Below are 26,155 nucleotides of genomic sequence, written 5' to 3' on the forward strand. Positions count from 1 at the left end.
GTGAAACTTCCCTCTCAGCCCAGCAGGACGTCGTCGTCGCCCAGGCGCTTCAGCTCCCGGTAGAGGATCGCGAGTCCGGTGACGATGGCGGCGGCGGACACGGCGGCGTCGACCAGCCGGAGCGTGTCGTGCTCCAGGCGGGCCTTCTTGGCCTGCTTCGCGACGCCGATGGCTCCGAACGCGGTGGCGGCCATGGACACGTACGTTCCGGTCCGGGACTTCGTGAAGCCCTTGGCCTTCTGCAAGCTACTCACAGTGACGGTGCCTCCTCCAGCAGCGGGTGGCCCCAGCGTGCCACGAAGGCCGCCTCGACGGCCGCACCCACCTTGTAGAGCCGTTCGTCCTTCATGGCGGGGGCGATGATCTGCAGGCCGACCGGGAGGTTGTCCTCCGGGGCGAGGCCGCAGGGCAGCGACATCGCGGCGTTGCCGGCCAGGTTCGTCGGGATGGTGCACAGGTCGGCGAGGTACATCGCCATCGGGTCGTCGGCACGCTCGCCGATCGGGAAGGCGGTGGTCGGGGTCGTCGGGGAGACGATCACGTCGACCTGCTCGAAGGCCTTCTCGAAGTCCTGTGTGATGAGCGTGCGCACCTTCTGGGCGCTGCCGTAGTACGCGTCGTAGTAACCGGACGACAGGGCGTAGGTGCCCAGCATGATCCGGCGCTTGACCTCGTCGCCGAAGCCCTCCTCTCGGGTCAGCGAGGTGACGTCCTCCGCCGAGCGCGTGCCGTCGTCGCCGACGCGCAGGCCGTAGCGCAGACCGTCGAACCGGGCGAGGTTCGAGGAGCACTCGGACGGCGCGATCAGGTAGTACGCGGAGAGCGCCAGGTCGAAGGAGGGGCAGTCGAGCTCGACGATCTCGGCGCCCAGTTCCTTCAGCAGCTGCACGGACTCGTCGAACCTCTGCACGACGCCGGCCTGGTAGCCCTCGCCGCGGAACTGCTTGACGACACCGACGCGCATGCCCTCGACCGAACCGTTGCGAGCGGCCTCGACGACCGGCGGGACCGGGGCGTCGATGGAGGTCGAGTCGAGCGGGTCGTGCCCGGCGATGACCTCATGGAGCAGCGCCGCGTCCAGGACCGTACGGGCACAGGGGCCGCCCTGGTCGAGGGACGAGGAGAAGGCGACCATGCCGTAGCGTGACACGGCGCCGTAGGTGGGCTTCACGCCGACCGTGCCGGTGACGGCGGCGGGCTGACGGATGGAGCCGCCGGTGTCCGTGCCGATGGCGAGCGGGGCCTCGTACGAGGCGAGGGCGGCGGACGAGCCGCCTCCGGAGCCGCCGGGGATGCGGGTCAGGTCCCAGGGGTTGCCGGTCGGGCCGTACGCGCTGTTCTCGGTGGAGGACCCCATGGCGAACTCGTCCATGTTGGTCTTGCCGAGGATGACGACGTCAGCCTCCCTGAGCCTGCGCGTCAGGGTGGCGTCGTACGGCGGGATCCAGCCCTCGAGGATCTTGGAGCCGACCGTGGTCGGGATGCCCTCGGTGGTGAAGATGTCCTTCAGCGCCAGCGGCACGCCGGCCAGCGGGCCGAGCTTCTCGCCGCGCTCGCGCTTCTCGTCGACGGCGCGGGCCTGCGCGAGGGCGCCGTCACGGTCGATGTGCAGGAACGCGTGGACCTTCTCGTCCACGGCCTCGATCCGGGCGAGGTGCGCCTCGGCGACCTCGACGGCGGTGAGTTCGCCGGAGGCGATCCTCGCGGCGATCTCCGCCGCGGTGAGCTTGATGATGAAGCTGTCCGTCATCGCTGGTCAGTCCTCCCCCAGGATCTGCGGCACCTTGAAACGCTGCTGCTCCTGTGCCGGGGCGCAGGAGAGCGCCTGCTCGGGGGTGAGCGACGGACGGACCTCGTCCGCGCGCATGACGTTCGTCAGCGGCAGCGGGTGGGAGGTCGGCGGTACGTCTCGGTCGGCGACCTCGGCGACGCGGGCGACCGCGCCGATGATGTCGTCCAGCTGTCCGGCGAAGTGGTCGAGCTCTTCGGCCTTCAGCTCCAGACGCGCCAGCCGGGCGAGGTGGGCGACCTCCTCGCGCGTGATGCCAGGCATGCAGCGATCCTCAGGGGTGAGTGTGATGGTTTTGGCCCAATCCTATGGGCCCGGCCCGGGTGCCCGCGAAACCCCTTTGCCCAGAGGGTGGACCCGTCCCTCGCTGCGGCGGCCGGCCGCGGGCGTCCGAGGGGTGGTTCCGGTGGCCGGCCGCAGCCCTGTGTGCTGCGGACATGGGCCCGGCGCGGACGTGGTCCGGCACCGGCCGATGCCCCGTGCCCGCGCACCGGGGCGTCCTGACCGGCACCCGGTCCGGTCGACCCGAGCCGCACCAGTGCCGCGTCAGGTCGGCGTTCGCCCCGTCGCGGCGCCCGGCACGCACGACTCGCGGCGTTGCCGAATCAACCCAGCAGGCCCACTACGAGGTCGATCCGGCACCTTGCCCTCTTTCCCCTCGACCGGAAGGCCCTCACCCGTTCGAGATCCCTCAACCGAGATCTGCCTCACCACCGTCCACAACCTCGCGGGACAGAACTCCTAGTTCACGAGGCCCGACGGGCGGTCCACCTCCGACGGGGCGGCGGCGGGGAGCTCGCCCACGGGGCGGCGCCAGCCGTGCTCACCGCGGGCCAGCAGCCAGGCCGTGGTCTCCTGCGGCGGCATGGCCGCCGCCACCAGCCAGCCCTGCACCGCGTCGCAGCCCAGGTCGCGCAGCCGCTCCCAGGTCTCGTCGTCCTCGACGCCCTCGGCGACCACGAGCAGTCCGAGGGAGTGGGCGAGGTCGACGGTGCAGCGGACGATCTCCGCATCCTCCGCGTCGATCGCCAGCCGGGCGACGAACGACCGGTCGATCTTGAGCTCGCTCACGGGCAGCCGGCGCAGATGGACCAGGGAGGAGTAGCCCGTGCCGAAGTCGTCCAGCGACATCTTCACCCCGTGGCCCGTGAGCGCCGCGAGGGTGTCCCCGGCCCGCTGCGGGTCCTCCAGCAGCACATGCTCCGTGATCTCCAGTTGCAACGCGCCCGCCGGGACGCCGTGCCGGGCGAGCCGGGCGGCGACGGAACCGGCGAAGCCCGGCGTGTGGACGTCGCGCGGCGACACGTTGACGGCGACCGGCACCTCGAGTCCCTGGGATCGCCATTCGGCGACCTGGCCCAACGCGGACTCCAGCACGTACTCGGTCAGATGCGGCATCAGCCCCGACGACTCGGCGATGGCGATGAACTCGTCGGGAGGGACCCGTCCGCGGTCCGGATGCACCCAGCGCACCAGCGCCTCCAACCCGGCGACATGCCCGTCGAAGCGCACCTTCGGCTGGTAGTGGAGCTCCACCTCGCCCGCGTCCAGGGCTCGGCGCAGATCGCCGAGCAGTCCGAGCCGGTCCGGGGTGTTCGAATCGCGCTTGGACTCGTACACCTCGACGCCGGTTCGGTCGCGCTTCGCCTGGTACATGGCCACGTCCGCGCGCCGGAGCAGCCCTTCGGCGTCCAGGGCGTGGTCGGGGAAGACGGCGAGGCCGGCACTGGCCTCCAGGACCAGGGTGAGCCCGTCGAGGTCGAGGGGCGAGGACAGCTGGCCCACGAGGTGGCGGGCGACCCGCTGGGCGCTGGTGGTGGAGTCGGTGGTGGGCAGCAGCACCGCGAACTCGTCGCCGCCCAGCCGTGCGGCCTCCGCTCCGCGCGGCAGCGCGAGCTTCAGCCGCTCGGCGATCTGGAGCAGCAGGCGGTCGCCCGCGAGATGACCGAGGGTGTCGTTGACCGAGCGGAACCGGTCGAGGTCGATCAGGACGAGGGCCGAGCGCGCTCCGACCCCCTCGGCCTCCTCCAGCGCGGTCCAGGTGCGCTCCAGCAGCCACTGGCGGTTGGGGAGTTTGGTGAGCGGGTCGCGCAGTTGCTCCTCGGCGCGGGCTCGTGCGATCCACAGCGTGGAGTCCAGGGCGATCAGCGGCACGGCGAACAGCGGCAGCACGATGGGCAGGGCCGTGGCGACGACGCAGATCAGCGGGGCGATGCCGAGCAGGGCGACCGCGACGAGACCCTGCCGCAGCAGGGCGGTCCGGGCGACGGTGGGCAGTCCGCTGCTCTGGGGTGCCAGGGCGTACCAGAGCAGCACCCTGGTGGCCGCGAGGTACGCGGCCGCGGCGAGCACCACTTCGGGGATCGCGTCCGGTCCCCACTGCAGAGGCTGCCACGGCTGCTCGACGGTGGGTGTCTCACCGAAAGCGGCGAGGACGAGTGCGGCCGCGCCGATGCCCAGGATGTCCACCGCGCCGTGCAGGGCGCCCTGCCGCCAGCGGTGCCGCCGCGCGGCGCCGACCAGCGCAGCCAAGGCGAGGCTGACCATGCCCGCCGGCACCCAGCCGTACAGCAGCAGCACCGCGAGGGTCAGCGCGGCACCGGAGCCGGTGCCGCCCCACCAGCGGTCGCGCCCGAGGGCGACCAGGTGGCCGACGACGATGGCGGTCAGCACGGCGAGGGACCAGCCCTCGGTGCCTCCGGGAAAGAGCCCGTGCCCTTCCCTGAGAGCGCCGAAGAGCCCGGTCGCCAGGGTGAGTAAGGCGAGTCCGACGACGACGAACGGCAGCGTCGAGGCGATGCCCCCAACGAACGCGAGTCCAGCGAAACCACGCGGCCGTGAGACCGGGGCGGCGCTCTCGGTCGGTTTCATTCCCGTCCCTCTCACAGCCGGCGGTGCCGATGCCACGTGGTGGCTTCCGAGTCATGCGACCACGGCCGAAACCTCACCACGCGGCCGTGCACGACAGGCGCATGCCTCAACAGTAGGCCGCCGAGGGCTCTGACGGGCAGCGCTCTACTGCTCTTGCCCGAATGCGACCCGGCCACCCTTATCCAGCTGATATGCGCCGAACGAGTGATCCTGGCGGGGAGTTGCCCCGCACAGCCGTACTATTCCCCGACCGGCGCGGACACCTCGCGGGCCGCTTCCGGCCCCTGCTCGAGAAGGACCGCGAAGCCGTCCTCGTCCAGCACGGGCACCTTCAGCTGCATGGCCTTGTCGTGCTTCGATCCGGGGTTGTCACCCACGACAACGAACGAGGTCTTCTTCGAAACGGAACCCGTCACTTTCGCTCCACGACTCTGGAGCGCGTCCTTTGCGCCATCTCTCGTGTAGCTCTCGAGTGTTCCGGTGACGACGACCGTGAGGCCCTCGAGCGGACGCGGCCCCTCGTCCTCGCCGGAGCCCTCCTCCTCCATCCGGACGCCCGCGGCACGCCACTTGCGGAGGATCTCGCGGTGCCAGTCCTCCTCGAACCACTGCTTCACCGAGGCGGCGATGGTCGGCCCGACGCCCTCGACGGCGGCCAGTTCCTCCTGTGACGCCTGCTCGATCCGCTCGATCGAACGGAACTCACGGGCCAGCTCCTCGGCGGCGACGGGGCCCACATGGCGAATGGAGAGGCCGGTGAGGATGCGGGCCAGCGGGCGCTCCTTGGCGGCCGCGATGTTCTCCAGCATGGCCAGCGTGTTCTTCTTCGGCTCGCCCTGCTGATTGGCGAAGACCGTGACGATCTTCTCCTCGCCGGTCTTCGGGTCGCGCTTGGGCAGTCCGCTGTCCTGGTCCAGCACATACGCCTTGATGGGCAGCAGCTGTTCGACCGTCAGGTCGAACAGGTCGCCCTCGTCGGCCAGGGGCGGCTCGGCGGGCTCCAGCGGCTTCGTCAGGGCCGCCGCCGCCACATAGCCGAACGCCTCGACGTCCAGCGACTTGCGGCCGGCGAGATAGAACAGCCGCTCGCGCAACTGGGCCGGGCAGCTGCGGGCGTTGGGGCAGCGCAGATCGACGTCGCCCTCCTTCATCGGCCGCAGGGGCGTGCCGCACTCGGGGCACTCGGACGGCATCACGAACTCGCGCTCGGTGCCGTCCCGCAGGTCGACGACCGGGCCCAGGATCTCCGGGATGACGTCGCCCGCCTTGCGCAGCACGACCGTGTCGCCGATCAGGACGCCCTTGGCCTTCACCACGTCCTGGTTGTGCAGCGTCGCGAACTCGACCTCGGAGCCCGCGACCGTCACCGGCTCCACCTGGGCGTACGGGGTGACCCGGCCGGTTCGGCCCACACCGACGCGGATGTCGACCAGCTTGGTGTTGACCTCCTCCGGAGGGTACTTCCAGGCGATCGCCCAGCGGGGCGCCCGCGACGTCGAGCCCAGCCGCCCCTGGAGCGGGATCTCGTCCAGCTTGACGACCACTCCGTCGATCTCGTGCTCCACGGAGTGGCGGTGCTCGCCGTAGTACCCGATGAACTCCCGGACCTCTTCGAGGGAGCCCACCACCTTGTAGTGCCGGGCGGTCGGCAGGCCCCACTCGTGCAGCAGCTCGTACGCCTCGGAGAGCCGGCCGATCTCCAGGCCCTCGCGCGCGCCGATGCCGTGCACCACCATGTGGAGCGGCAGGGTCGCCGTGACCTTCGGGTCCTTCTGGCGCAACGAACCCGAAGCCGAGTTGCGGGGGTTGGCGTAGGGCTGCTCACCGGCCGCGACCCGGCGGGCGTTGAGCTCCTCGAAGGCCTCCATCGGGAAGTAGACCTCGCCCCGGATCTCCACCAGATCGGGTACTCGCTCACCCTTCAGGCGGACCGGAATGTCCCCGATCGTCCGGACGTTGGGGGTGATGTCCTCGCCGGTGCGGCCGTCGCCCCGGGTCGCGGCCCGGACCAGCCGGCCCTTCTCGTACGTCAGGTTGACGGCCAGGCCGTCGACCTTGAGCTCGCACAGGAAGTGGTGCGCGGAGGTACCGACCTCCCTGGCGACCCGGTCCGCCCAGGCGGCGAGCTCCGCCTCGTCGAAGGCGTTGTCGAGGGAGAGCATCCGCTCGCGGTGCTCGACCGCCGTGAACTCCGTCTCGTACGCCACCGAGACCTTCTGGGTCGGCGAGTCGGGCGTGCGCAGCTCCGGGTACCGCTCCTCCAGCACCTCCAGCGACCGCATCAGCCGGTCGAACTCGGCGTCGCTGACGACCGGCTGGTCCTTCACGTAGTACCGGAAGCGGTGCTCCTCGATCTGCTCGGCCAGCCGGGCATGCTCGTCCCGCGCCTCCGCCGGCACCGGCCCCTGCTGTTCGACAGCCACCGTCACGTCCTCCCGTTACCTCAGCCCTCAGTCCATCACTCAGGGTTGTCCGCGAGTGATCTCGCCGCCCGGACGCTGTGGGCCAGAGCAGCACGGGCGTAGCCGGGCGAAGCACCCGCGAGCCCGCACGACGGGGTGACCACGACGGACTCGGCGAGAGTCCCCGGATTCAGCCCCAGCCTGCGCCACAGCGTCCTGACACCCATGACGCTACCGGCAGGGTCGGACAATGGGCCGTCGGTCGAGGGCACGATCCCCGCGAAGAGCTTCGTACCGCCTTCGGCGGCCTCTCCGATCGACTCCTCGTCACGTTCAGTGAGCAGCGCGAAATCGAACGAGATCCCGGCGGCTCCGGCCCGGCGCAGCAGGGCGAACGGCACCTCCGGAGCACAGGAGTGCACGACCACCGGCACGCCGGCCGCGCCGACGACCTCCCGCAGCGTGCTCTCGGCGAGCTGCCGGTCCACGGCGCGGTGGGTCCGGTATCCGCTGGCGGTCCTCACCAGGCCGCGCAGCACGGCCGTGAGGGACGGCTCGTCGAGCTGCAGCACCGGCCGGGCGCCGGGCACGCGGCGCCGCACCTCGGCGAGATGACCGCGGATGCCTTCGGCGAGCGAGTCCGCGAGATCCCGGCAGGCTCCGGGGTCGGCGAGGGCCGCCTCGCCGTTCCTGAGCTCCAGAGCGGCCGCGAGCGTCCAGGGCCCGACGGCCTGGACCTTGAGCGGGCCCTCGTAGCCCTGGGTGAACTCCTCCAGCGCGTCCAGGTCCTCGCCGAGCCACGACCTGGCCCGCCGGGTGTCCCGGCCGGGCCGGTCGCTCATCCGCCAGCCGCTCGGCTCCACGTGCGCGTACAGCTCCACGAGGAGCCCCGCGGTCCGGCCGATCATGTCGGCGCCGGGGCCGCGGGCGGGCAGTTCGGGCAGATGGGGAAAGTCCTCGAAGGATCCGGTCACGGTCTTCGCGGCCTCGCGCGCGTCCCCGCCGGGCAGGGAGCCGACCCCGGTGGCGGGGCCCCAGACGACGTCGCTCATCGCCCCGGCCGGACGGTGAGGTCGTGGATGTCGGCGTCGCGCGGGAGGTCCAGGGCGGTGAGGATCGTCGTCGCGACCGACTCGGGGTCGATCCACCGCGACGGGTCGTACTCCTTGCCCTCCTGCTGGTGCACCTTCGCCTGCATGGGGCTCGCGGTACGGCCGGGGTACACCGACGTGACCCGGACGCCGTGTTCCCGCTCCTCGTGGCGCAGGGCGTCGGCCAGCGCCCTGAGACCGTGCTTGGAGGCGGCGTAGGCGCCCCACTCCGCGTGGGCGTTGAGCCCGGCGCCCGAGTTGACGAAGATCACCTTGCCCCGGGAGACGCGCAGTTGGGGGAGCATCAGCCGGGTGAGCTCCGCCGGGCTGACCAGGTTCACGTTGAGCTGGGTCTGCCAGGTCTTCGGCGTGAGGTCGGCGACCCGGCCGAGGTCCACGACGCCCGCGATGTGCAGCAGCGAGTCGACGCGCTCGGGCAGCGTCTGGTGCGAGAAGGCCCAGGACAGCCGGTCGGGTGTGGCGAGGTCGCCGACGAGGGTGCGGGAGCCGGGGTAGGCCTGGGCCAGTTCCCGGGCGCGACCGGCGTCCCGGGCCAGCAGCACGAGGTCGTCGCCGCGCTCGTGCAGCCGGCGCGCGACGGCCGCGCCGATGCCGGAGCCCGCTCCGGTGATCAGATGAGTAGCCATACCGGCAATGCTCGCATCACTGCACCCCCGCGCCTTCCTCGAGGTGGGCGAGGGCGCCGACCGCGTCCTCGGCGAAGAAGACCAGGTCGGTGAGGGGCACCGGCAGGAAGCCCTCGTCGTCCATGCGCTGGAACTGCTGTTTCAGCCCGTCGTAGAACCCCGCCGTGTTGAGCAGCACCACCGGCTTCGCCGTGTGGCCGTGCTTCTTCAGCTCCAGGATCTCCGTGGCCTCGTCCAGCGTGCCCGTGCCGCCCACCATGATCACGACCGCGTCGGACTTGGCCAGGAGCAGCGCCTTCCGCTCGGCGAGGTCCCGTGCCACGAGCATCTCGTCGGCGACCGGCCTCGCCTTGTCCTGCAGGAACTCCACCGAGACCCCGATCAGTCGGCCGCCGGCCTCGTGCACCCCGTCCGCGACGACCTTCATCAGACCGACGTCGGAGCCGCCCCACACCAGCGTGTGCCCGCCCTTGCCGAGCAGCTCGGCGAACTCGCGGGCAGGGCCTGTGTAGCGGTCGTCGAGGTCGGCGGCGGAGAGGAAGACGCAGATGTTCACGGGCTCACGGTACGTGCCGCCGCCGACACCCGGCCCGCGCGGTCGGAAGCCGGGAGGAAATGGCCGGGAACCGCCCTCGTACGACGAGGAGTCCGCGGCACCCGGCCCCCGGGCCCCTCGCCGGCACGGTGCACGCTCGTCCGTGCCCGTCCCCTCCGGAGCGAGCCCCGGCGGCCCGGTGCGCCGGACGCGGTGGCCTCAGGCGGTGACGGAGCTCTGCCGGCGCGTCGTCGCCGCGATCGTCGCCGATCCGACCACACGCGTGCCGTCGTACAGCACGATCGCCTGGCCGGGGGCGACCCCGCGCACGGGTTCCGCGAACGCCACCCGCAGCTCGCCGTCCACCAGCTCGGCCGAGACCTCCGTCTCGCCGCCGTGGGCGCGCAGCTGCGCCGTGTACGTGCCGGGGCCGACGGGCGCCGAGCCGCACCAGCGGGGCTTGACCGCGGTGAGCGCGGAGACCTCCAGGGCCTCGGCCGGGCCGACGGTGACCGTGTTGCTCACCGGCGAGATGTCCAGGACGTAGCGCGGCTTGCCGTCGGGCGCGGGGTGGCCGATGCGCAGGCCCTTGCGCTGGCCGATGGTGAAGCCGTAGGCGCCGTCGTGGGTGCCCAGCTTGGTGCCGGACTCGTCGACGATGTCTCCCTCGGCCCGGCCGAGCCGCCCGGCGAGGAAGCCCTGGGTGTCGCCGTCGGCGATGAAGCAGATGTCGTGGCTGTCGGGCTTCTTGGCCACGGCCAGTCCGCGCCGCTCGGCCTCCGCGCGGATCTCGTCCTTGGTGGTGAGGGTGTCGCCCAGCGGGAACATGGCGTGGGCGAGCTGCCGCTCGTCGAGCACGCCGAGCACATAGGACTGGTCCTTGGCCATGTCGCTGGCGCGGTGCAGTTCACGGCCGCCGTCCTCGCGCACGACCACGGTCGCGTAATGGCCCGTGCACACGGCGTCGAATCCCAGGGCGAGCGCCTTGTCGAGCAGGGCCGCGAACTTGATCTTCTCGTTGCAGCGCAGGCAGGGGTTGGGGGTGCGGCCCGCCTCGTACTCTGCGACGAAGTCCTCCACCACGTCCTCGCGGAACCGCTCGGCGAGGTCCCAGACGTAGAAGGGGATGCCGATGACGTCCGCGGCGCGGCGGGCGTCGCGGGAGTCCTCGATCGTGCAGCAGCCGCGCGCGCCGGTGCGGAACGACTGCGGGTTCGCCGAGAGCGCCAGATGCACTCCGGTCACGTCGTGGCCCGCTTCGGCGGCCCGTGCGGCGGCGACGGCGGAGTCCACGCCGCCGGACATGGCGGCGAGGACGCGGAGGGGACGCTGGCGTGTCTCAGTCATAGCCCTATCAGGGTACGGGGCGCCGGGAACCGAATGCCCGCGAGTGGACGTTCGGGAGGTGATCGGGTGTGAGGAGGGGTGGCATGGGCGGCAGGAAGGCGCAGCGCGGCGTCGCCAGGCGGGCCGTGCTGATCGGTGGCGGGGCCGCGCTGGTCGGGGCGGGCGTGGTGGCCCAGGACGAGCTGCGGCGGCTGTGGTGGCGGCTGCCCGGTATGGAGAAGAAGCGGGTGGAGGGGGAGCTGGACCACGCGGGCGCGGTGTGGACGGCGGCCTCCCGGGCGAACTGGCGTCGGGCCGACCGGCCCGACGACTACACGATCGACCGGGTCGTGATCCATGTCGTCCAGGGCAGCTACCGGACGGCCCTGAGGGTGTTCAAGGACCCCGGGCACGGCGCCGCCGCGCACTACGTGGTGGGCAAGGACGGGCGGGTCGCGCAGATGATCCGCGAACTCGACGTAGCCTTCCACGCTGGCAACCGGGACGTGAACGAGCGGAGCATCGGCATCGAGCACGAGGGCTTCGTCGACCGCCCCGAGGACTTCACGGACGCGATGTACGCCTCGTCGGCACGGCTGACGGCCGGCATATGCGCGCGGTACGGGATCCCCGTGGACCGGGAGCACATCATCGGCCATGTCGAGGTGCCCGGGACCGACCACACGGACCCGGGCCCGCACTGGGACTGGGACCGGTACCTGCCGATGGTGCGGCAGGCGCTGGCCGCCCGGCCGTCGCCCGGCACGACGACGGCCGGTGCCGCGTCAGACGGCGTTCGCCGCGACGGGGCGAACGTCGCCTGACGCGGCACTAGCCTCGTACTTCGCAGGTCGCCCGATCGCGAATATCAAGCGGTCATAGCCGATCACTCGTCGATCGGAACCGTAGCGGCGAGAGCCGGTGCCGGTCCGGATCGGTCGAGATCGGAGGCCCGGAGGCCGCTGCGGCGAACCTTTTCGGCGACCTGCGAAGTACGGGACTAGCTGAGCCCCGCCGTGCGGGCACGCTCCACGGCGGGTCCGATCGCCTTGGCGACGGCTTCGACGTCCTCCTCGGTGGAGGTGTGGCCGAGGCTGAAGCGGAGCGTGCCGCGGGCCAGGTCCGGATCGGTGCCGGTGGCGAGGAGGACGTGGCTGGGCTGGGCGACGCCCGCCGTGCAGGCCGAGCCGGTGGAGCACTCGATGCCCTGGGCGTCCAGGAGCAGCAGCAGCGAGTCGCCCTCGCAGCCGGGGAACGTGAAGTGGGCGTTGGCCGGGAGCCGGTCGGCCGGGTCGCCCCCGAGGATCGCGTCGGGCACGGCGTCGAGGACGGCGCCGACGAGCCGGTCGCGCAGGCCGCCGATCTCGCGGGCGAAGTCCTCGCGGCGCTCGGTGGCGATCCGGCCGGCCACCGCGAAGGCGGCGACGGCGGGGACGTCCAGCGTCCCGGAGCGCACGTGGCGTTCCTGGCCGCCGCCGTGCAGCACGGGCACTGGCGTGTGCTCGCGGCCCAGCAGCAGCGCGCCGATGCCGTAGGGGCCGCCGACCTTGTGGCCGCTGACGGTCATCGCGGCCAGGCCGGAGGCGGCGAAGTCGACGTCGAGCTGCCCGACGGCCTGCACCGCGTCGGAGTGCAGCGGCACACCGAACTCGGCGGCGATGTCGGCGAGTCGGCGGACCGGCATGACGGTGCCGATCTCGTTGTTGGCCCACATGACGGTGGCGAGCGCCACGTCCGAGGGTTCACGTTCGAGGGCTTCCCGGAACGCCTCCGGATGCACCCGGCCGTGGCCGTCGACCGGAAGGTATTCGACGTTCGCGCCCTCGTGCTCGGCGAGCCAGTGCACGGCGTCGAGGACGGCGTGGTGCTCGACCGGACTGGCGAGTACGCGGGTGCGGCGCGGGTCGTTGGCGCGGCGGGCCCAGTAGAGGCCCTTGACGGCCAGGTTGTCCGCCTCGGTGCCGCCGGAGGTGAGGACGACCTCGCTGGGGCGCGCCCCGAGCGCCTCGGCGAGGGCCTCGCGGGCCTCCTCGACGGTACGGCGGGCCCTGCGGCCCGCTGCGTGCAACGACGAGGCGTTGCCGGTGACGGCGAGCTGGGCGGTCATCGCCTCGATCGCCTCCGGAAGCATCGGAGTGGTCGCGGCGTGGTCGAGGTAAGCCATGGTGGACACGATTCTACGAGCCGCCCGGAGCCCGCCTCGCGCCCCGGGGGCCCGGACGGGTCAGCCGACCGGACTCCAGACGACGACGCCGTCGCCCACGACGAGCACGGCGAGGACGAAGAGGTCGGCGACGCCGAGCGCCAGCCCCAGCAGGGCCCGTCCGCGCCGGGCGGTTCCGCGCCACAGCGCGAGGCCGGCGAGGACGACGGCGACGGGGCCGAGCACGATGTTCATCACGAGCAGCCCGACCAGTCCGAGGACGAACGACGCGACGGCCATGCCGTCGGCGTCGCGCGTGCCGGTGAACCGGCGGGCGGGTGAGGTGAGTTCCACGGTGGTCCCTCCTCTGATCAGCGGACGGCCCGGCGCGCGTGGCGCTCACGCGCGGCGAACACGAGCAGCCAGGCGCCGATGACGGCGGCGGCCGCGGTGGACACGGGCAGCGGGATGTGGGCCACGGCGCCCAGGACGACGCCCAGTAAGGCGACCGCGGCGACGAGGGCGATCATCTTCCTCGACCTTCCTTTCGGTGAAGCACTCTCGGAGTCGCCCCGGAGATCGGCCCGCGGTGCGGCACAGAACTCAGAGTACGACTGTTTACTGACTACCCAGTCTAGACTTTCGCATGCCAGAGAACAGCTGTTTACTGAATGCCATGAGTCACACCGTCGGCATCCGCCGGGCCCAGAAGCTGAAGACCCGTCAGGCACTGCTGGACGCCGCGCTGCGGCTACTGGAGCACCAGAGCCTGAGCAGTCTCGGACTGCGCGAGCTGACACGGGCGGTGGGCGTGGCGCCGACGGCGTTCTACCGGCACTTCGCGGATGTGGCGGAGCTCGGTGTGGCCCTGGTCGAGGAGACACTGGGCAGTCTGCACGGGCTGATCGGGGCGATTCTCGCGGAGACCGGTGACGCCGAGGTGCGGATCGCGCGGACCGTGGACCTCATCGCCCGTCACGTCCAAGAGCAGCCGGCCCACTTCCGCTTCATCGCCCGTGAGCGGCACGGCGGCGTCGGGCCGGTGCGCGCGGCGATCGCCGCCCAACTCGACGCCTTCACCGAGGAGGTGGCGGCGGCGCTCGGGCGCGAGCCGGTGTCGGCGGGCTGGAGCGAGGAGGATCTGCGCATGCTGGCGGGCGTGTACGTGGAGCACATGGTGATGACGGCCTCGGCCTTCCTCGCGGCCCAGGAGGCCGGCGGGTCCGGCGCCCCCGAGGGGCCCGGCGAGGAACAGGTCGCCCGCACCGCCCGCGACCGGCTCCGGCTGGTGTCGCTCGGCCGCCTCCACTGGGCGGAACGCGCCACCGGACGCTGAGACACCGGCCACGGCGCGCCCCTCCGAGCGGTCGCTCCCGCCCGGCCGTCGCGGCGGCGGACGTCCTCGGCCGGGCTCGCGGCAGGCGCGCCCTACTCGCCCTCGGCCGGACGCCCCTCCCCCACCATGAAGCGCCACACGAGGCCGTGCCCCAGCACCACCAACAGGATCAGCAGTACCGCCTCCGCCTGGATCGGCGCGAGACCGATCGCACCCGCGATCTCGGGCACCGTCCCCACCACCGCGATCAGGACGTAGAACAGCGCCGCGGCCCCCATGATCACGGCCAGGAACGGGGACGAGCCGTCCCTGCGCCCGAGGGCGAGGAGCCGGAGCGTGCACACACACCCGATCACGGCGAGCAGGGCGAAGCTCGCACGCCAGATCCCCGGGGTGGCATCTCCGCCGACCTGGGCGAACAGCCCCATCAACGCCGGCAGCAGGAACGAGAGATAGATCCCCCCGACGACGCGGCGCAGCGCCGGCCGGCGCATCCAGTCGCCGTGGCCCTGCACCACGTTCCACCAGAGGCCGACGAGCGTGAAGCAGGTGGCGGCGAACAGGGCGTAGAACGTGCTGACATCCATCCGGCCTCCTGCGAAGGGGCGGCCACGCGGTGGCCGGGACCGCGCCGGGTCCGCTCCCGGTGCGACCGGAACCGGTTCCGCGGAAGCGGACCGTCCGGTCACGCACCACGCCCCGGCGTGGGCGAGCGTCCCATGCCCGCGGAGCCGTCCCGGAGCACCGACACTCCCCGGCCACCCGCCCGGGTGCGGGAGGCGCCCCTCGGCCGCGGACCTGCGGCCGACGACGGCGGGAGCGGGGCGGGACGGCGGGAGCCGGACGAGGACGACGGCCGTGGTCGGGGACGGCGGGAGCCGGACGAGGACGACGGCCGTGGTCGGGGACGGCGGGAGCCGGACGAGGACGACGGCCGTGGTCGGGGACGGCGGGAGCCGGACGAGGACGACGGCCGTGGTCGGGGACGGCGGGGACCGCAGGAGGCCACCCGGCCGGCCCCGGCCGGCGAACAGCGGATCAGCCGTGCGAGAGCGGCACCTTCGCCAACTGGCGGGACTGGGCGACCAGCCGGTCCGCGCTGTCCCAGACCTCGGCGTCCTCCTCCAGGAAGCCGCCTGCGAGGTTGCGGGTGGTGATGGAGACGCGCAGCGGCCCCGGCGCCGGGCGGCAGCGGATGTGGGTGGTGAGCTCGACGGTCGGCGTCCAGCCCTTCAGGCCCAGCTCGAACGCGGTCGGCGGGAGCGCGTCGACCGTGAGCAGCAGCGAGAGCGGGTCGGCGTCGCGGCCGTCGGCAAGTCCGAACCAGCCCCGCACCTCCCCTCTTCCCGAGGGTGCCCCGACCGCCCAGCCGACGGTGGCGGGGTCGAGCTTGATGTCCAGCCGCTCGGTGATGGCCGAGGAGCCCGGGATGGCGGGCGCCGGACCGTCGCTCGGGCCGAGGCAGTCCTGGTAGGCCGGGATGGCCGGAGGCAGTGCGGTCGTCCGGACGTCGCCGGGCAGCGCGTCCAGGTCGCCGTAGGTGGCGAGCACACGGATGCGCTCGGCTTCGGTGCCGTCCTCCGCGTACTGGAGGAGGGAGGCCTGGCCGGTGGAGAGCGTGCGTCCGGTGCGGATCGTCTCGGTCCGGATCACCGCGGGGCCGGGCGCGGAGGGGCTGAGGTAGTGCGCCGAGACCGTGAACGGGTCGGGGTGCGGAAGGGCCTCCCCGAGGGCGCGCCCGAGCAGCGCCAGCAGATAGCCGCCGTTGACGGCGTTGATGATCGTCCAGCCCGCGGAGAGCTCCGCGTCGTAGACGCCGGGTACGCCGGTGTCCCGGAGGGTGACAGCGGTGTCGCGGTCGAACTCGCTGTCACCGATGGTTGCCTGTGCCACCTGTGCCATGCCCGAACCTTACAACAGATAACTACTAAGCGGTAGCTTTGCCAAAACCCTCGTTCCCGGGCTCGGTCGCACTCGACCTCCGGTTCCAGGCGCGTGGCGCCCGCCAGTGGAACCGCATCGCCAGCAGACGCATGAAGAAGGCCATAAGGACGGCAAGCCCGCTGGTCAGCCCGTTGAGCATCTCGAAGCGGATGAAGAGGACGACCATCGTGGCACCCACGATCGCGGGAACGGCGTACAGATCGCGGTCCCAGCGCAGCAGCGACGGCACCTCGTTCGCGAGGACGTCACGCAGTACACCGCCGCCGACCGCCGTCGCGAGCCCGAGGGTCGCGGAGGCGGTCAGGCCGAGGCCGTACTCGTACGCCTTGGTCGTGCCGGTGACGGCGAACAGGCCCAGCCCGGCGGCGTCGAAGACGTTGACCGAGCCCTGGATCCGCTCGACCTCGGGGTGGAGGAAGAAGACCAGCACCGCCGCCACGAGCGGCATCAGGAAGTACCCGAGGTCCGTGAACGCGGCGGGGGGTACGGCACCGATGACCAGATCGCGGAACAGCCCGCCGCCCAGTGCGGTGACCTCGGCGAGCACCGCGATGCCGAAGACGTCGAAGTTCTTCCGCACGGCGAGCAGGGCGCCGGAGATGGCGAAGACGAAGATGCCGGCGAGGTCGAGGGCGTGTTGGACGGAGGGGGTGAACAGTTCCTGGAGCACCGCCCAATTGTGCCCGCCTCCGAGCGGACGCCCGGACGGGCGCCGGACCGGGCACCCCGAGAAACGGAACCGGGGCGCGGGCCGACGGCCCGCGCCCCGGTGGACGTGCCGCTACTTGCCCGCGGGAGCCTCCGAGGCCTTCCCTTCGGAAGCCTCGTCCGCCTTGTCGAGCTTGACGGGCCCGTCCTTGTCGAGCTTGCCGGGCCCGCCGTCGGACGCCTCGGCGGCATCGGCGTCGGCCGCACCGGCGGGCGCCTCGGGAACCTCGGCCGCCCCGGACGCCTCCGCGGCGTCGGCGACGGCGTCTGCGTTCTCGCCACGCGGCGAAGGCACGGCGATCTCGCCTGCCTCGGCCGTGTGCACCGCGTCGGCCGCGTCGTCATGGGCCTCGGCCACCGACCCCGAGGTGGCGACGCCCTCCGGGTCGACGTCCTCGACGCCCTCACGGACCGCCGGGACGACCTCGCCCGAGGTTCGGGCGATCTCGCCCGCCGCGATCTCGGCCGCGAAGTGGCACGCCACCTTGTGGCCGCCCCCGAGGTCCTTGAGCTCGGGCCGCTCGGTGGCGCACAGCGTGTCCTGCTTCCACGGGCAGCGCGTGTGGAAGCGGCAGCCCGCGGGCGGGTTCGCGGGGGACGGCAGGTCCCCCAGCAGCAGAATGCGCTCGCGACGGTCCTCGACCTCAGGGTCCGGCACCGGCACCGCCGACATCAGCGCCCTGGTGTACGGGTGCTTCGGCTCCTCGTACAGCGCGTCGCTCGGGGCCTCCTCCACGAGTGAACCGAGGTACATGACCCCGATGACGTCGGAGATGTGCCGGACGACGGCGAGGTCGTGGGCGATGACGAGATACGTCAGGCCCATCGACTCCTGGAGTTCCTCCAGCAGGTTGATGACCTGTGCCTGGATGGAGACGTCCAGTGCCGAGACGGGCTCGTCGCAGATGATCACGTCCGGCTCCAGGACGAGGGCCCGTGCGATGCCGATCCGCTGGCGCTGGCCGCCCGAGAACTCGTGTGGGTAGCGGGAGAGCGCGTTGCCCGGGAGACCGACCTTGGCCAGGATCTCCTTGATCTTCTCCCGGCGCTCCTTGTCGTTCGCGCCGATGCCGTGCGCGGCCATGCCCTCCGACAGGATCGACTCGATGTTCTGCCGGGGGTTGAGGCTGCCCAGCGGATCCTGGAACACCATCTGGAGCCGGCGGCGGAAGCCGCGCAGCTGCTTCTCGGACAGCTTCGCCACGTCCGTGCCGTCGAGGACGACCTTGCCGTCCGTGACGTCGACGAGCCGCAGCACCGCGCGCCCGAGCGTGGTCTTGCCGCAGCCGGACTCGCCGACGAGCCCGTACGTCTGGCCGGCTTCGACGGACAGCGAGATGCCGTCCACGGCGTAGACGTGCCCGACCGTGCGGTCGAAGAGGATGCCCTTCTTGACGGGGAAGTGGACCTTCACTCCGTCGAGTTCGAGCAGGCTCATGCCGGGACCTCCGTCGTGGCCAGGACCGGGTTGACGCAGCGGGCCTCGTGTCCGGCCTCGCGGGGTTCGGTCAGTTGGGGCGTGCCGGTCAGGCAGCCCATCTCGTAGCGGTCGCAGCGGGGCGCGAAGGCGCAGCCGTCGGCCCAGGCGATCTGGTCGTTGATGGACCCGCGGATGGGGTTCAGCGGCTCGCCGCGCGGGGCGTCGAGCCGCGGGATGGAACCGAGCAGCCCGTGGGTGTACGGATGCGTCGGGTGCGCGAACAGCTCCCGCCGCCCCGAGGATTCGACGACCTTGCCCGCGTACAGCACGTTCACCTGGTCGCAGAGCCCGGCGACGACACCCAGGTCATGGGTGATCATCAGCAGGGCGGTGCCCTCCTGGTCGACGAGTTCCTTGAGCAGTTCGAGGATCTGCGCCTGGATGGTGACGTCGAGCGCGGTGGTGGGCTCGTCGGCGATGAGCAGCCGGGGCGCGCACGCCACCGCCATGGCGATCAGCGCGCGCTGCCGCATACCGCCGGAGAGCTGGTGCGGGTACTCCTTCAGCCGCCGGTCCGGGTCGGGGATGCCGACGCGGTCCAGCAGGTGCGCGGCCTCCTTGCGGGCGGCCTCGCCCTTCATGCCGCGGTGGCGCCGGAGGATCTCGGTCACCTGGACGCCGATCGGGATGACCGGGTTCAGGGAGGACAGCGGGTCCTGGAAGATCATCGCAAGCTTGCTGCCGCGCAGGTCCCGGATCCTGCCGGGGCTCATCGTCAGCAGGTCGGCGCCGTCGAAGTCGGCCCGCCCGCCGAGAGTCACGCCCTTGCGCGGGAGGAGGCCCATCAGGGCGAGCGAGGTGACGGACTTTCCGCAGCCCGACTCGCCGACGAGTCCGACGACCTGCCCCTCGTCCACGGAGAAGGAGACCCCGTTGACGGCCTGGACGTCCCTGCGGTCGCGTCCGCCGAAGGTGACGGTGAGTTCGTCCACATCGAGCAGTGGCATGACATCAACCTCGCAGCTTCGGGTCGAGGGCTTCGCGCATGGCCTCGCCGAGCAGGGTGAAGCCGAGGGCGGTGATGATGATGGCGACCGCCGGGTACATCGACATCATCGGAGCGTTGTCGAAGAAGCGCTGCGCCTGCGAGAGCATCACACCCCACTCCGGAACGGCCGGGTCGGGGTTGCCGAGGCCCAGGTACGACAGCGCCGCGGCCTCGATGATGGCGGTGGCGAGGCTCAGGGTCGCCTGGACGATCACCGGGCTCAGCGAGTTGGGCATGATCTGGGTGAGCACGATGCGCCGCTTGCGGATGCCGAGGGACCGCGCGGCCAGCACGTAGTCCTTGCCTCCCTGGGCGAGCATCGAACCGCGCAGCAGCCGGGCGAAGATGGGGATCTGCACCACACCGACGGCGATCATCACCGTGGTCAGCGACTGTCCCATCACGGCGGCGACGGACACGGCGAGCAGCAGCGAAGGCATCGCCAGCATGATGTCGGTGACACGCATGATGACGTCGTCGAGGCGCTGTCCCGCGCGGCCTCCGAGCGTCGCCGCGGCCCCTGACAGCGCGCCTACGAGGGCGCCGACGGTCAGGCCGATGAGCATCGAGACCACGCCGACCAGCAGGGTCTGCCGGGAGCCCACGAGCATGCGGGAGAACAGGTCGCGGCCCAGGTGGTCCAGGCCGAGCCAGTTCTCGCCGCGAGCGCCGACGAACCTGCCCTGGTTGGGGAAGACCTCACCGCGCCAGGTCTGGGCCGTCGGGGTGTACGGGGCGAACCACGGACCCACGACCGCGACCACGACGAACACGGCGATGACGATCGCGCCGATGATCGCCATCTTGCTGGAGCGCAGCCGGCGGAAGGCCTCCCGCCAGAGGCTCGCGCCGCTCGACGTCTCGGTCTTCGCGGTGAGCTCCGCGAGCCGGTCGATCTTCGATGTCTTGGTAGCAGCCAGGCTCATCAGTGCACCCGCACCCTCGGATCGATGACGCTGTACGCCAGGTCCACCAGCAGGTTGATCAGGACGTACACCATCGCGATGAACATGATGAAGCCCACGAGCACCGGGTAGTCACGGGCGTCGATCGCGTTCCGGATGAAGGAGCCGATGCCGCCGAAGGAGAACACCGACTCCGTGAGCACGGCGCCCGACAGCAGGCTTCCGGTGAGCAGACCGACCGTGGTGACCACGGGCAGCAGCGCGTTGCGCAGGATGTGGCGGCCCCGGACGGTCTTCCGCTCCAGGCCCTTGGACTCGGCCGTGCGGACGTAGTCCTCGCCGAGGACCTCCAGCACGCTGGCGCGGGTCATGCGCACGATGACGGCGAGCGGGATGGAGGAGAGGGCGAGCGCGGGCAGCACCAGGTGCATGATCGCGTCCCATGAGGCGTCGAACTCCCCGGTGAGGACGCCGTCGAGGACGGCGAAGCCGGTCACGCTGGTCGCGTCGAGGCCCGTTGCCATCCGGCCGTAGCTCGGGAAGAGACCGAGATTGACGGCGAAGATGCCCTTGAGGATCAGGGCGAGGAAGAAGACCGGGATGCAGATACCTACGAGCGATCCGGAGACGGATGCCACGTCGAGCCAGCCGCCGCGCTTGCGGGCGGCCAGGTAGCCGAGCGGAATGCCGACCGCCACGGCGATCAGCATGGCGGCGACGCCGAGTTCGACCGTCGCCGGGAAGCGGAGGACGAACTCGTCCCACACCGGCTGCCCCGTCTGGGTCGAGGTGCCGAGGTCGAGTTCGAAGATGCGCTTGAGGAAGCGTCCGTACTGGACGTAGAGCGGCTGGTCGAGTCCGAGCGCCCGGTTGATGCGTGCCACTTCGGCTTCGGTCGCCCGCTCGCCCAGGATCGCTGAGGCGGGTCCGCCGGGCAGCCGGTTCAGCCAGATGAAGAGCAGAACCGACAGGCCGAGCAGGGTGGGTACCAGCTGTAGCAGTCGTCGTACGACGAGTCGCAACACCCCGCATGCCCCTTTCTTGCGTGTGTTGTACGAGTGGTACGGGAATGGGATGCGGGTCCGCCCGGCCACGTGTGTTCCGTGGCCGGGCGGACCCCATGCGGTGTGCTACTTGAACGAGACCTCGGCGAAGTTCTCCTGCGTCAGCGGGGAGACGTTCGGCGGGTTGACGTTCTTGCCGAAGGCGATGGCCGGCGGCGAGGACGAGATCGGGAGCCCCGGCAGGTACTCCATGATCGTCTCATTGGCCTTCTTGTACGCGTCCACGCGCTTGGCGGGGTCCGCCTCCTTCGACGCGGCGTTCACGGAGTCGAAGACCTTCGCGTCGTCGAAGCCCCACTGCTTGTCCTTCTTCGCGAACCAGGTCCCGATGAAGTTGAAACCATCGTTGAAGTCACCGGTCCAGCCCAGCATGTGCAGGTCGCAGGAACCGGCCTCGGTGGCGTCCAGGTAGTCCGGGGCCCACTTCATCGGCTTCGGGGTGACGTTGATGCCGGCCTTCCCCAGGTCGGCCTTCATCAGCTCGAAGATGTCCTGCGGAGCAGGCATGTACGGGCGGGTGACCTCGGTCGGGTAGCAGAACTCGACCGAGAGCTTCTCCTCCTTGGCGCCGGCCAGCAGCGACTTGGCCTTCGCCGTGTCGAAGGGGTACTTCTTCACGTTCTCCGAGAAGCCGGCGACCGTGTCCGGCATGAACTGGGTCGCGACCTTGCCGCCCTCGGGGAGCTGGGTCTTGACGATGTTCTCCCGGTCGATGGCGTGCGCGATCGCCTGCCGCACCTCGGGCTTCTTCAGCGCCGGGTTCTTCTCCTGGGTCATGCCGAGGTAGAAGAGGTTGAAGACGTCACGGGTCGGCACCGTGAAACCGGCGCTCTCGAGGGTCTTGATGTCGGCGGGCGCGACCAGGTCGTAGCCGTCGATGTCACCGGCCTGCAGCGCCTGACGCCGGCCGTCCTCGGTGTCGATCGTACGGAAGACCAGGTTCTTCACCTTGGCCTTGTCACCCCAGTAGTCGTCGAAGCGCTCGAGGGAGACTTCCTTGTTGCCCTTGTTCCACTTCGTGATCCTGTACGGGCCGGTTCCGGCGACCGTGCCGGCCTCCTGGCTGTACTTGGGGTAGGTGATGGCGTCACCCTTGGAGGTCGCCTGCTGCTTCTTGTACTCCTCGAGCGCCTTCGGGGAGTGGATCGCGAGGGCCTGGAGGGAGAAGCCACCGGGCAGGTTGGCCGAGGGCTCGTTGACCTCGATGACCGCCGTGCTGTCGTCCTTCGCGGTGCAGGACTTGTAGTTCGCCTTCGGAGCCTCGGGGTCCTCGTTCTTCGCGAACCCGCCCATGATCTTCCGCCAGTAGTACGACACGGCGTCCAACTGGTACGTGCCCGTCCAGTTGTACCAGTGGTCGTAGTTGGCGCACACCGCGGCGGCGTTGAACGCCTCGCCGTCGTGGAACTTGACGCCCTTGCGCAGGTTGAACGTCCAGACCGTGCCCTCCGGGTTGCTGGACCACTTCTCGGCGAGACCACCGACGAGTTCACTGCCACCGGACTTGTGCTCGAGCAGCGCCTCGAACGCCTGACGGGTGACGCGGAAGGTCTCGCCGTCGCTCGCGAGGGCCGGGTCCAGGGAGCCCGGGTCACCCGGGGCACCGAAGACGAAGGTGTCCTTGTCGCCGCCCTTGTCGCCGCCCTTGCCGCGCTCACTCGCACAGCCGGTGGCGACGAGGCCGACCGCGACGGCCGCGGTGATCACTCTCACGGCTCTGGACTTGAATATTGGCATGGTCCACCCCTGGAATCCGCCTGTGGAGGAGGTCTTGACCGGCCGAACACTACAGACGAGTCTCGAACGGGAGAACAGTCCGCATAGCGGTGATGCACAGTCGAGACCCGGACACTCGCCAAACCGGTCCGATCCGGGACATCAGCCCTCGTCCCGTTAACTTCCCGGACACACGGCCCGGTTGGCCGGGGCGGCGCGGCCCCCGCGGGCCCTCAGCGGGGGAACTGGGCGGGAGGGTACCCGTAGCCGGACTGCCGGGGAGGACCGGCGTGGGCCTCCCGGTCGTAGAACGGGCGGGTGTTGGCCCGGAGCCACATGGCGACCGGGTCGTACTCGTCCGACATGGCGACGGTCGACACCGGAAGGCCGTCCGGAACGGCGGCGATCGACTGCTGCATCATGGCGCGCACCGACTCCACGGACTGCTGGCCCGTGTCGTACAGGTCGAGGCCGACGGCGAGGTAGGGGGCGCCGAGCGACGGCTGCACCCAGGCTCTGCGCAGGGAGCGGACGGCGGGGGTGCGGTGCGCGTTCTGCGTGAGCAGGGCGTAGAACTGGGGGATCTCGATGGCCGGTTCCGTCAGGCGCAGCGGACCGGCGGGCATCCGGTCGAGTCCGGTGGCGATCCGGCGCAGATCGGGCCAGGGAACACCGACGCCGCCGCCCGGCGCGTGCGGGTTGAGCCAGATGCCCCAGCGGTCGGGGTAGAGGGCGCGGGCGATGTCGGCGCCGGCGACCATCTCGTGGGCCCTGCTCCAGCCGGAGGCGGAGAGCTCCTGCGCGGAGGTGACGCAGGGCGCGTATCCGAGGCCGTCCACCTCCATGTTCCCGTACTGGGCGTCGGGGGATCCGGCCTGGCCGTGCCAGAGGAGCATCCACACCCGGCCGTCGGCGAGTGCCTGCAGCAGCGCCTCGTACGCGTCGTAGCGCCCGGGCGTCACCTGGCGCAGCATGTGCTCGACCTGCCCGGCCGCCGCGGTGCCTGACGCACTCACTCTGGGTCCCACCCCTCTTCGATCCGCCGTTCCCTCGGGCCGCCCTGGGCACGCGAGTGCGGCGACCACGTCATCAAACCAGCTTAAGCGGCCGTACCGACACCAACTTGACGGCTACGCGTACTGGCGGGTGTAGAAGGGCCGGACCCGGGTCAGCATCCAGTCGCCTACGGGGTCCTGGGCGATGTCCAGCAGGACCAGGTTGACCGGCCACCGCACGGCGACCCGGCCGAGTGCACGGCCGAGCGCGTCCATGGGGGCGGTCCGGTCGGGGCCGTCGAAGGCGGAGAGCTGGACGCCGACGAACAGGACCGGTGGGCCGCCCTCGATGCTGGCCAGGATCCGGCGGGCGGTCTGGACGACGCGGGTCGACTCGAACTCGCCGGCCGCGGCGGCGAGGAAGTCGACCGGCTCCTCCTGCCAGTCGGGCTCGAAGAGCCGGACCCGGCCGCCGCTCGCCGCGTCTCCGGCCTGGGAGGTGTCCCCGAGCGGCGTGCGGCCCGCGCGGCACAGCTCGGCGACGGCGGGCGGGGGCAGCGGTACGCCGACGGCGCCGCCCGGGTTCACGGCGATGCCGAGCTGCGGGGGCAGGCCCCGGGCGAACTCGACCGCGGGTGCGACCGTGCCGGACATGTGGTCGCCCGCGCCGAGGCGGAACTGCTCCCGGGAGCTGAAGACCGGGACGTACGGGGCGCCGTCGATCCCGATCGTCGGCAGGTCGAGGTCGGTGCTGTCGGGCCCGCCGCCCCTGGGCAGCGGCACCCACACGGCGCTCCGCCCGAGCACCTCCACGATCCGCCCCCCGGCCGAGGGGTTCCCGACCGAAGCGGCCAGCACCTCTTCGAGCTCATTGGCGGGCCATGTCGCGTCCACTGTGATCCCTGCTTCCCCCGCCGACCCGGACGGGCCGGCCACGATGTCCTCCGACAGCAGGGTAGCGGGCGGGGCGGGGGCGGAACTCGGGCGCGCGGGCCGGGGCCCCGGGGCACCGTCGAACGCCCCGCGCGGCCCGACCCGACTGGCTCCGTCTTTGCGGACCGCTCCCCGAAGCCCGTTGCCCGGAGCCGGTCGCTGCGGGCCCGGCTCGCCGGGCCCGGCTCCGTGGACCGCCCCCGAAGCCGGCCGTCCGGGGCCGCCCACTCGCCGCCGTCCCGCGTCCGCACCTCAGGACCCGTCGGTGAAGCCGATCCGGGTGAGCGCGGAGGCCGCCGCGCGGTCGAGGAGGGTCGCGGAGGCGCAGCCCTTGGGGAGGTGGCCGCGTTCGGCCACGCGGAGGAGGCGGGAGACCGCTCGGCGGTGGCGGGTGAAGGCGTAGCCGGAGACGCCGCGGCCGCGCTCCCGCTGGCCCGCACGGGCGGTCTCGGGGGTGACGTCCAGCAGCAGCAGATGGAGGTCGCGCCCCCGTCTGCGGGCCTCGCGGGCCAGCCAGCGCCGGACCCACGACTGCGTGCCGCAGTCGTGCACGACCACGCTCTCGCCGGAGCGCAGCGCCCGCCGCAGCCCCGCGTAGTGCGCGAACCGGACGAGCGGGCGGTAGGCGGCGTACGGCAGGGCACTGGGCATCCGCCGGTCCCAGCGGTCCCGGGCGTCCTGGGAGTCGATCCCGCCGCCTTCGGCCGCCCGCCGGATGAGCGTGGACTTGCCGCTGCCGGGCAGCCCGGAGATCACGACCACGTCGCCGCGGCGGAACACCAGGGCACGCGTATCGCACCCCTCGCGTTCCCGCAGGTCACGCACGACGGGCTGGGCCGTGGTGAGGCCGATCGGCAGGCCGCGCCGGGTGGCCCCGGCGGCTCGCGCGGGGACTCGGGGCCGGGCGGGTACCCCTGCGGTCGCCGGATAGGCGCCGGACTGCTGCAACGTCATCAGCTCACTCTCCCCCTGTCGGGTCTCCGAGACCCTGCCCAAGAAGCTTAAAGAAAAGGTAATGACCGACAAGTGATTTGCCGACGCGGGCGCCCGTGCAATGATGTCCGCGCAAACTGCATACCGGCCGCTTGAATCCGCGCGGGAGAGTCCTGGCCACTGTGTGGGCCGGGCGCCGAAGGAGCAAGTCCCTCCCTTGAATCTCTCAGGCCCCGTACCGCGCGCGACGAGGCAGATCTGAAAAGCGATCCGCAGTCCTGCGGTTCCACCCAAGGTGCAAGTCACGCCCTTCGCGTACGTCCGCTACGTGTGGTCGTGACGAACCTCT

25 protein-coding genes and 1 riboswitch are annotated in these 26,155 nt (G+C 71.5%); of the genes, 2 read left to right on the forward strand and 23 right to left on the reverse strand.

The features are described 5' to 3' along the window. Window positions 1-14: 14 nt before the first annotated feature. From FEF34_RS10975 to mnmA, 9 genes are all read right to left on the reverse strand, one after another. Window positions 15-254 carry a hypothetical protein gene (locus tag FEF34_RS10975; protein ID WP_171052906.1) on the reverse strand — a complete coding sequence of 80 codons (240 nt, stop codon included), beginning with the start codon at window positions 252-254 and terminating at the stop codon, window positions 15-17. Then, on the reverse strand, window positions 251-1,750 hold the full coding sequence (gene gatA, locus FEF34_RS10980) for an Asp-tRNA(Asn)/Glu-tRNA(Gln) amidotransferase subunit GatA (protein WP_138053003.1): 1,500 nt from the start codon (window positions 1,748-1,750) through the stop codon (window positions 251-253). The genes FEF34_RS10975 and gatA overlap by 4 nt, the downstream gene beginning before the upstream one ends. 6 nt (window positions 1,751-1,756) lie before the next feature. Next, window positions 1,757-2,053: an Asp-tRNA(Asn)/Glu-tRNA(Gln) amidotransferase subunit GatC gene (gatC, locus tag FEF34_RS10985; protein WP_017946771.1), complete on the reverse strand. Its 297-nt coding sequence runs from the start codon at window positions 2,051-2,053 to the stop codon at window positions 1,757-1,759. A gap of 477 nt (window positions 2,054-2,530) precedes the next feature. Beyond that, entirely contained in the window at window positions 2,531-4,660 is a 2,130-nt protein-coding gene (locus tag FEF34_RS10990; RefSeq protein WP_138053004.1) for a putative bifunctional diguanylate cyclase/phosphodiesterase, read from the reverse strand. A gap of 239 nt (window positions 4,661-4,899) precedes the next feature. Further along, window positions 4,900-7,083: an NAD-dependent DNA ligase LigA gene (ligA, locus tag FEF34_RS10995; RefSeq protein WP_138053005.1), complete on the reverse strand. Its 2,184-nt coding sequence runs from the start codon at window positions 7,081-7,083 to the stop codon at window positions 4,900-4,902. 35 nt (window positions 7,084-7,118) lie between these two features. Continuing rightward, window positions 7,119-8,114: a methionine synthase gene (locus tag FEF34_RS11000; protein WP_138053006.1), complete on the reverse strand. Its 996-nt coding sequence runs from the start codon at window positions 8,112-8,114 to the stop codon at window positions 7,119-7,121. Beyond that, window positions 8,111-8,800 carry an SDR family oxidoreductase gene (locus tag FEF34_RS11005; protein ID WP_171052907.1) on the reverse strand — a complete coding sequence of 230 codons (690 nt, stop codon included), beginning with the start codon at window positions 8,798-8,800 and terminating at the stop codon, window positions 8,111-8,113. The genes FEF34_RS11000 and FEF34_RS11005 overlap by 4 nt, the downstream gene beginning before the upstream one ends. A 16-nt stretch (window positions 8,801-8,816) precedes the next feature. Continuing rightward, the gene (locus FEF34_RS11010; protein WP_138053008.1) at window positions 8,817-9,356 is read right to left on the reverse strand and encodes an LOG family protein; all 540 of its coding nucleotides are present in this window, start codon (window positions 9,354-9,356) and stop codon (window positions 8,817-8,819) included. Between the two features lie 198 nt (window positions 9,357-9,554). After that, the gene (mnmA, locus tag FEF34_RS11015) at window positions 9,555-10,682 is read right to left on the reverse strand and encodes a tRNA 2-thiouridine(34) synthase MnmA (protein ID WP_138053009.1); all 1,128 of its coding nucleotides are present in this window, start codon (window positions 10,680-10,682) and stop codon (window positions 9,555-9,557) included. 83 nt (window positions 10,683-10,765) lie between these two features. Here mnmA and FEF34_RS11020 point away from each other — a divergent pair, with 83 nt between their 5' ends. Beyond that, window positions 10,766-11,485: an N-acetylmuramoyl-L-alanine amidase gene (locus FEF34_RS11020; protein WP_138053010.1), complete on the forward strand. Its 720-nt coding sequence runs from the start codon at window positions 10,766-10,768 to the stop codon at window positions 11,483-11,485. Between the two features lie 176 nt (window positions 11,486-11,661). On the opposite strand, the gene FEF34_RS11025 is transcribed toward FEF34_RS11020, so the two are convergent. The 3 genes from FEF34_RS11025 to FEF34_RS41185 are packed head-to-tail and all read right to left on the reverse strand — an operon-like array spanning window position 11,662 to window position 13,334. Next, window positions 11,662-12,825 carry a cysteine desulfurase family protein gene (locus FEF34_RS11025; protein WP_138053011.1) on the reverse strand — a complete coding sequence of 388 codons (1,164 nt, stop codon included), beginning with the start codon at window positions 12,823-12,825 and terminating at the stop codon, window positions 11,662-11,664. Window positions 12,826-12,885: 60 nt separating this feature from the next. After that, window positions 12,886-13,158: a DUF4190 domain-containing protein gene (locus FEF34_RS11030; protein WP_138053012.1), complete on the reverse strand. Its 273-nt coding sequence runs from the start codon at window positions 13,156-13,158 to the stop codon at window positions 12,886-12,888. A gap of 17 nt (window positions 13,159-13,175) precedes the next feature. After that, complete coding sequence (locus FEF34_RS41185) at window positions 13,176-13,334, reverse strand: hypothetical protein (RefSeq protein WP_171052908.1); 159 nt, start codon at window positions 13,332-13,334, stop codon at window positions 13,176-13,178. A 146-nt stretch (window positions 13,335-13,480) separates the two neighbouring features. Between FEF34_RS41185 and FEF34_RS11035 the strand changes: the two genes are divergently transcribed. Further along, the gene (locus FEF34_RS11035) at window positions 13,481-14,140 is read left to right on the forward strand and encodes a TetR family transcriptional regulator (protein ID WP_138053013.1); all 660 of its coding nucleotides are present in this window, start codon (window positions 13,481-13,483) and stop codon (window positions 14,138-14,140) included. A 92-nt stretch (window positions 14,141-14,232) separates the two neighbouring features. Here the strand turns inward: FEF34_RS11035 and FEF34_RS11040 are convergent, their stop codons facing one another. The 11 genes from FEF34_RS11040 to FEF34_RS11090 all read right to left on the reverse strand — a co-directional run bounded on the left by FEF34_RS11040 (window position 14,233) and on the right by FEF34_RS11090 (window position 25,827). After that, the gene (locus FEF34_RS11040; RefSeq protein ID WP_138053014.1) at window positions 14,233-14,727 is read right to left on the reverse strand and encodes a hypothetical protein; all 495 of its coding nucleotides are present in this window, start codon (window positions 14,725-14,727) and stop codon (window positions 14,233-14,235) included. Between the two features lie 451 nt (window positions 14,728-15,178). After that, window positions 15,179-16,042 (reverse strand): thioesterase family protein, encoded by an 864-nt coding sequence (locus FEF34_RS11045; RefSeq protein ID WP_138053015.1) that lies wholly within the window; start codon window positions 16,040-16,042, stop codon window positions 15,179-15,181. 25 nt (window positions 16,043-16,067) lie between these two features. After that, window positions 16,068-16,754 (reverse strand): trimeric intracellular cation channel family protein, encoded by a 687-nt coding sequence (locus FEF34_RS11050; RefSeq protein ID WP_138053016.1) that lies wholly within the window; start codon window positions 16,752-16,754, stop codon window positions 16,068-16,070. Between the two features lie 111 nt (window positions 16,755-16,865). Further along, on the reverse strand, window positions 16,866-18,230 hold the full coding sequence (locus tag FEF34_RS11055) for an ABC transporter ATP-binding protein (RefSeq protein ID WP_138053017.1): 1,365 nt from the start codon (window positions 18,228-18,230) through the stop codon (window positions 16,866-16,868). Continuing rightward, window positions 18,227-19,219 (reverse strand): ABC transporter ATP-binding protein, encoded by a 993-nt coding sequence (locus tag FEF34_RS11060; RefSeq protein ID WP_138053018.1) that lies wholly within the window; start codon window positions 19,217-19,219, stop codon window positions 18,227-18,229. Before FEF34_RS11060 ends, FEF34_RS11055 begins: the two co-directional genes overlap by 4 nt. A gap of 4 nt (window positions 19,220-19,223) precedes the next feature. Next, the gene (locus tag FEF34_RS11065; RefSeq protein WP_138053019.1) at window positions 19,224-20,186 is read right to left on the reverse strand and encodes an ABC transporter permease; all 963 of its coding nucleotides are present in this window, start codon (window positions 20,184-20,186) and stop codon (window positions 19,224-19,226) included. After that, complete coding sequence (locus FEF34_RS11070) at window positions 20,186-21,190, reverse strand: ABC transporter permease (RefSeq protein ID WP_138053020.1); 1,005 nt, start codon at window positions 21,188-21,190, stop codon at window positions 20,186-20,188. Before FEF34_RS11070 ends, FEF34_RS11065 begins: the two co-directional genes overlap by 1 nt. A 105-nt stretch (window positions 21,191-21,295) precedes the next feature. After that, a complete protein-coding gene (locus FEF34_RS11075) occupies window positions 21,296-22,966 on the reverse strand; it encodes an ABC transporter substrate-binding protein (RefSeq protein ID WP_138053021.1) in 1,671 nt (556 codons plus the stop codon). A gap of 212 nt (window positions 22,967-23,178) precedes the next feature. Beyond that, complete coding sequence (locus FEF34_RS11080; protein ID WP_138053022.1) at window positions 23,179-23,961, reverse strand: enhanced serine sensitivity protein SseB C-terminal domain-containing protein; 783 nt, start codon at window positions 23,959-23,961, stop codon at window positions 23,179-23,181. Window positions 23,962-24,075: 114 nt separating this feature from the next. Next, entirely contained in the window at window positions 24,076-24,834 is a 759-nt protein-coding gene (locus FEF34_RS11085; RefSeq protein ID WP_138053023.1) for an enhanced serine sensitivity protein SseB, read from the reverse strand. A gap of 291 nt (window positions 24,835-25,125) precedes the next feature. After that, on the reverse strand, window positions 25,126-25,827 hold the full coding sequence (locus FEF34_RS11090; RefSeq protein ID WP_138053024.1) for an AAA family ATPase: 702 nt from the start codon (window positions 25,825-25,827) through the stop codon (window positions 25,126-25,128). A 132-nt stretch (window positions 25,828-25,959) separates the two neighbouring features. Further along, window positions 25,960-26,057: riboswitch (glycine riboswitch) on the forward strand. The last annotated feature ends 98 nt before the right edge of the window (window positions 26,058-26,155 follow it).

The sequence above is a fragment of the Streptomyces marianii genome (assembly GCF_005795905.1).
Lineage (GTDB): Bacteria > Actinomycetota > Actinomycetes > Streptomycetales > Streptomycetaceae > Streptomyces > Streptomyces marianii.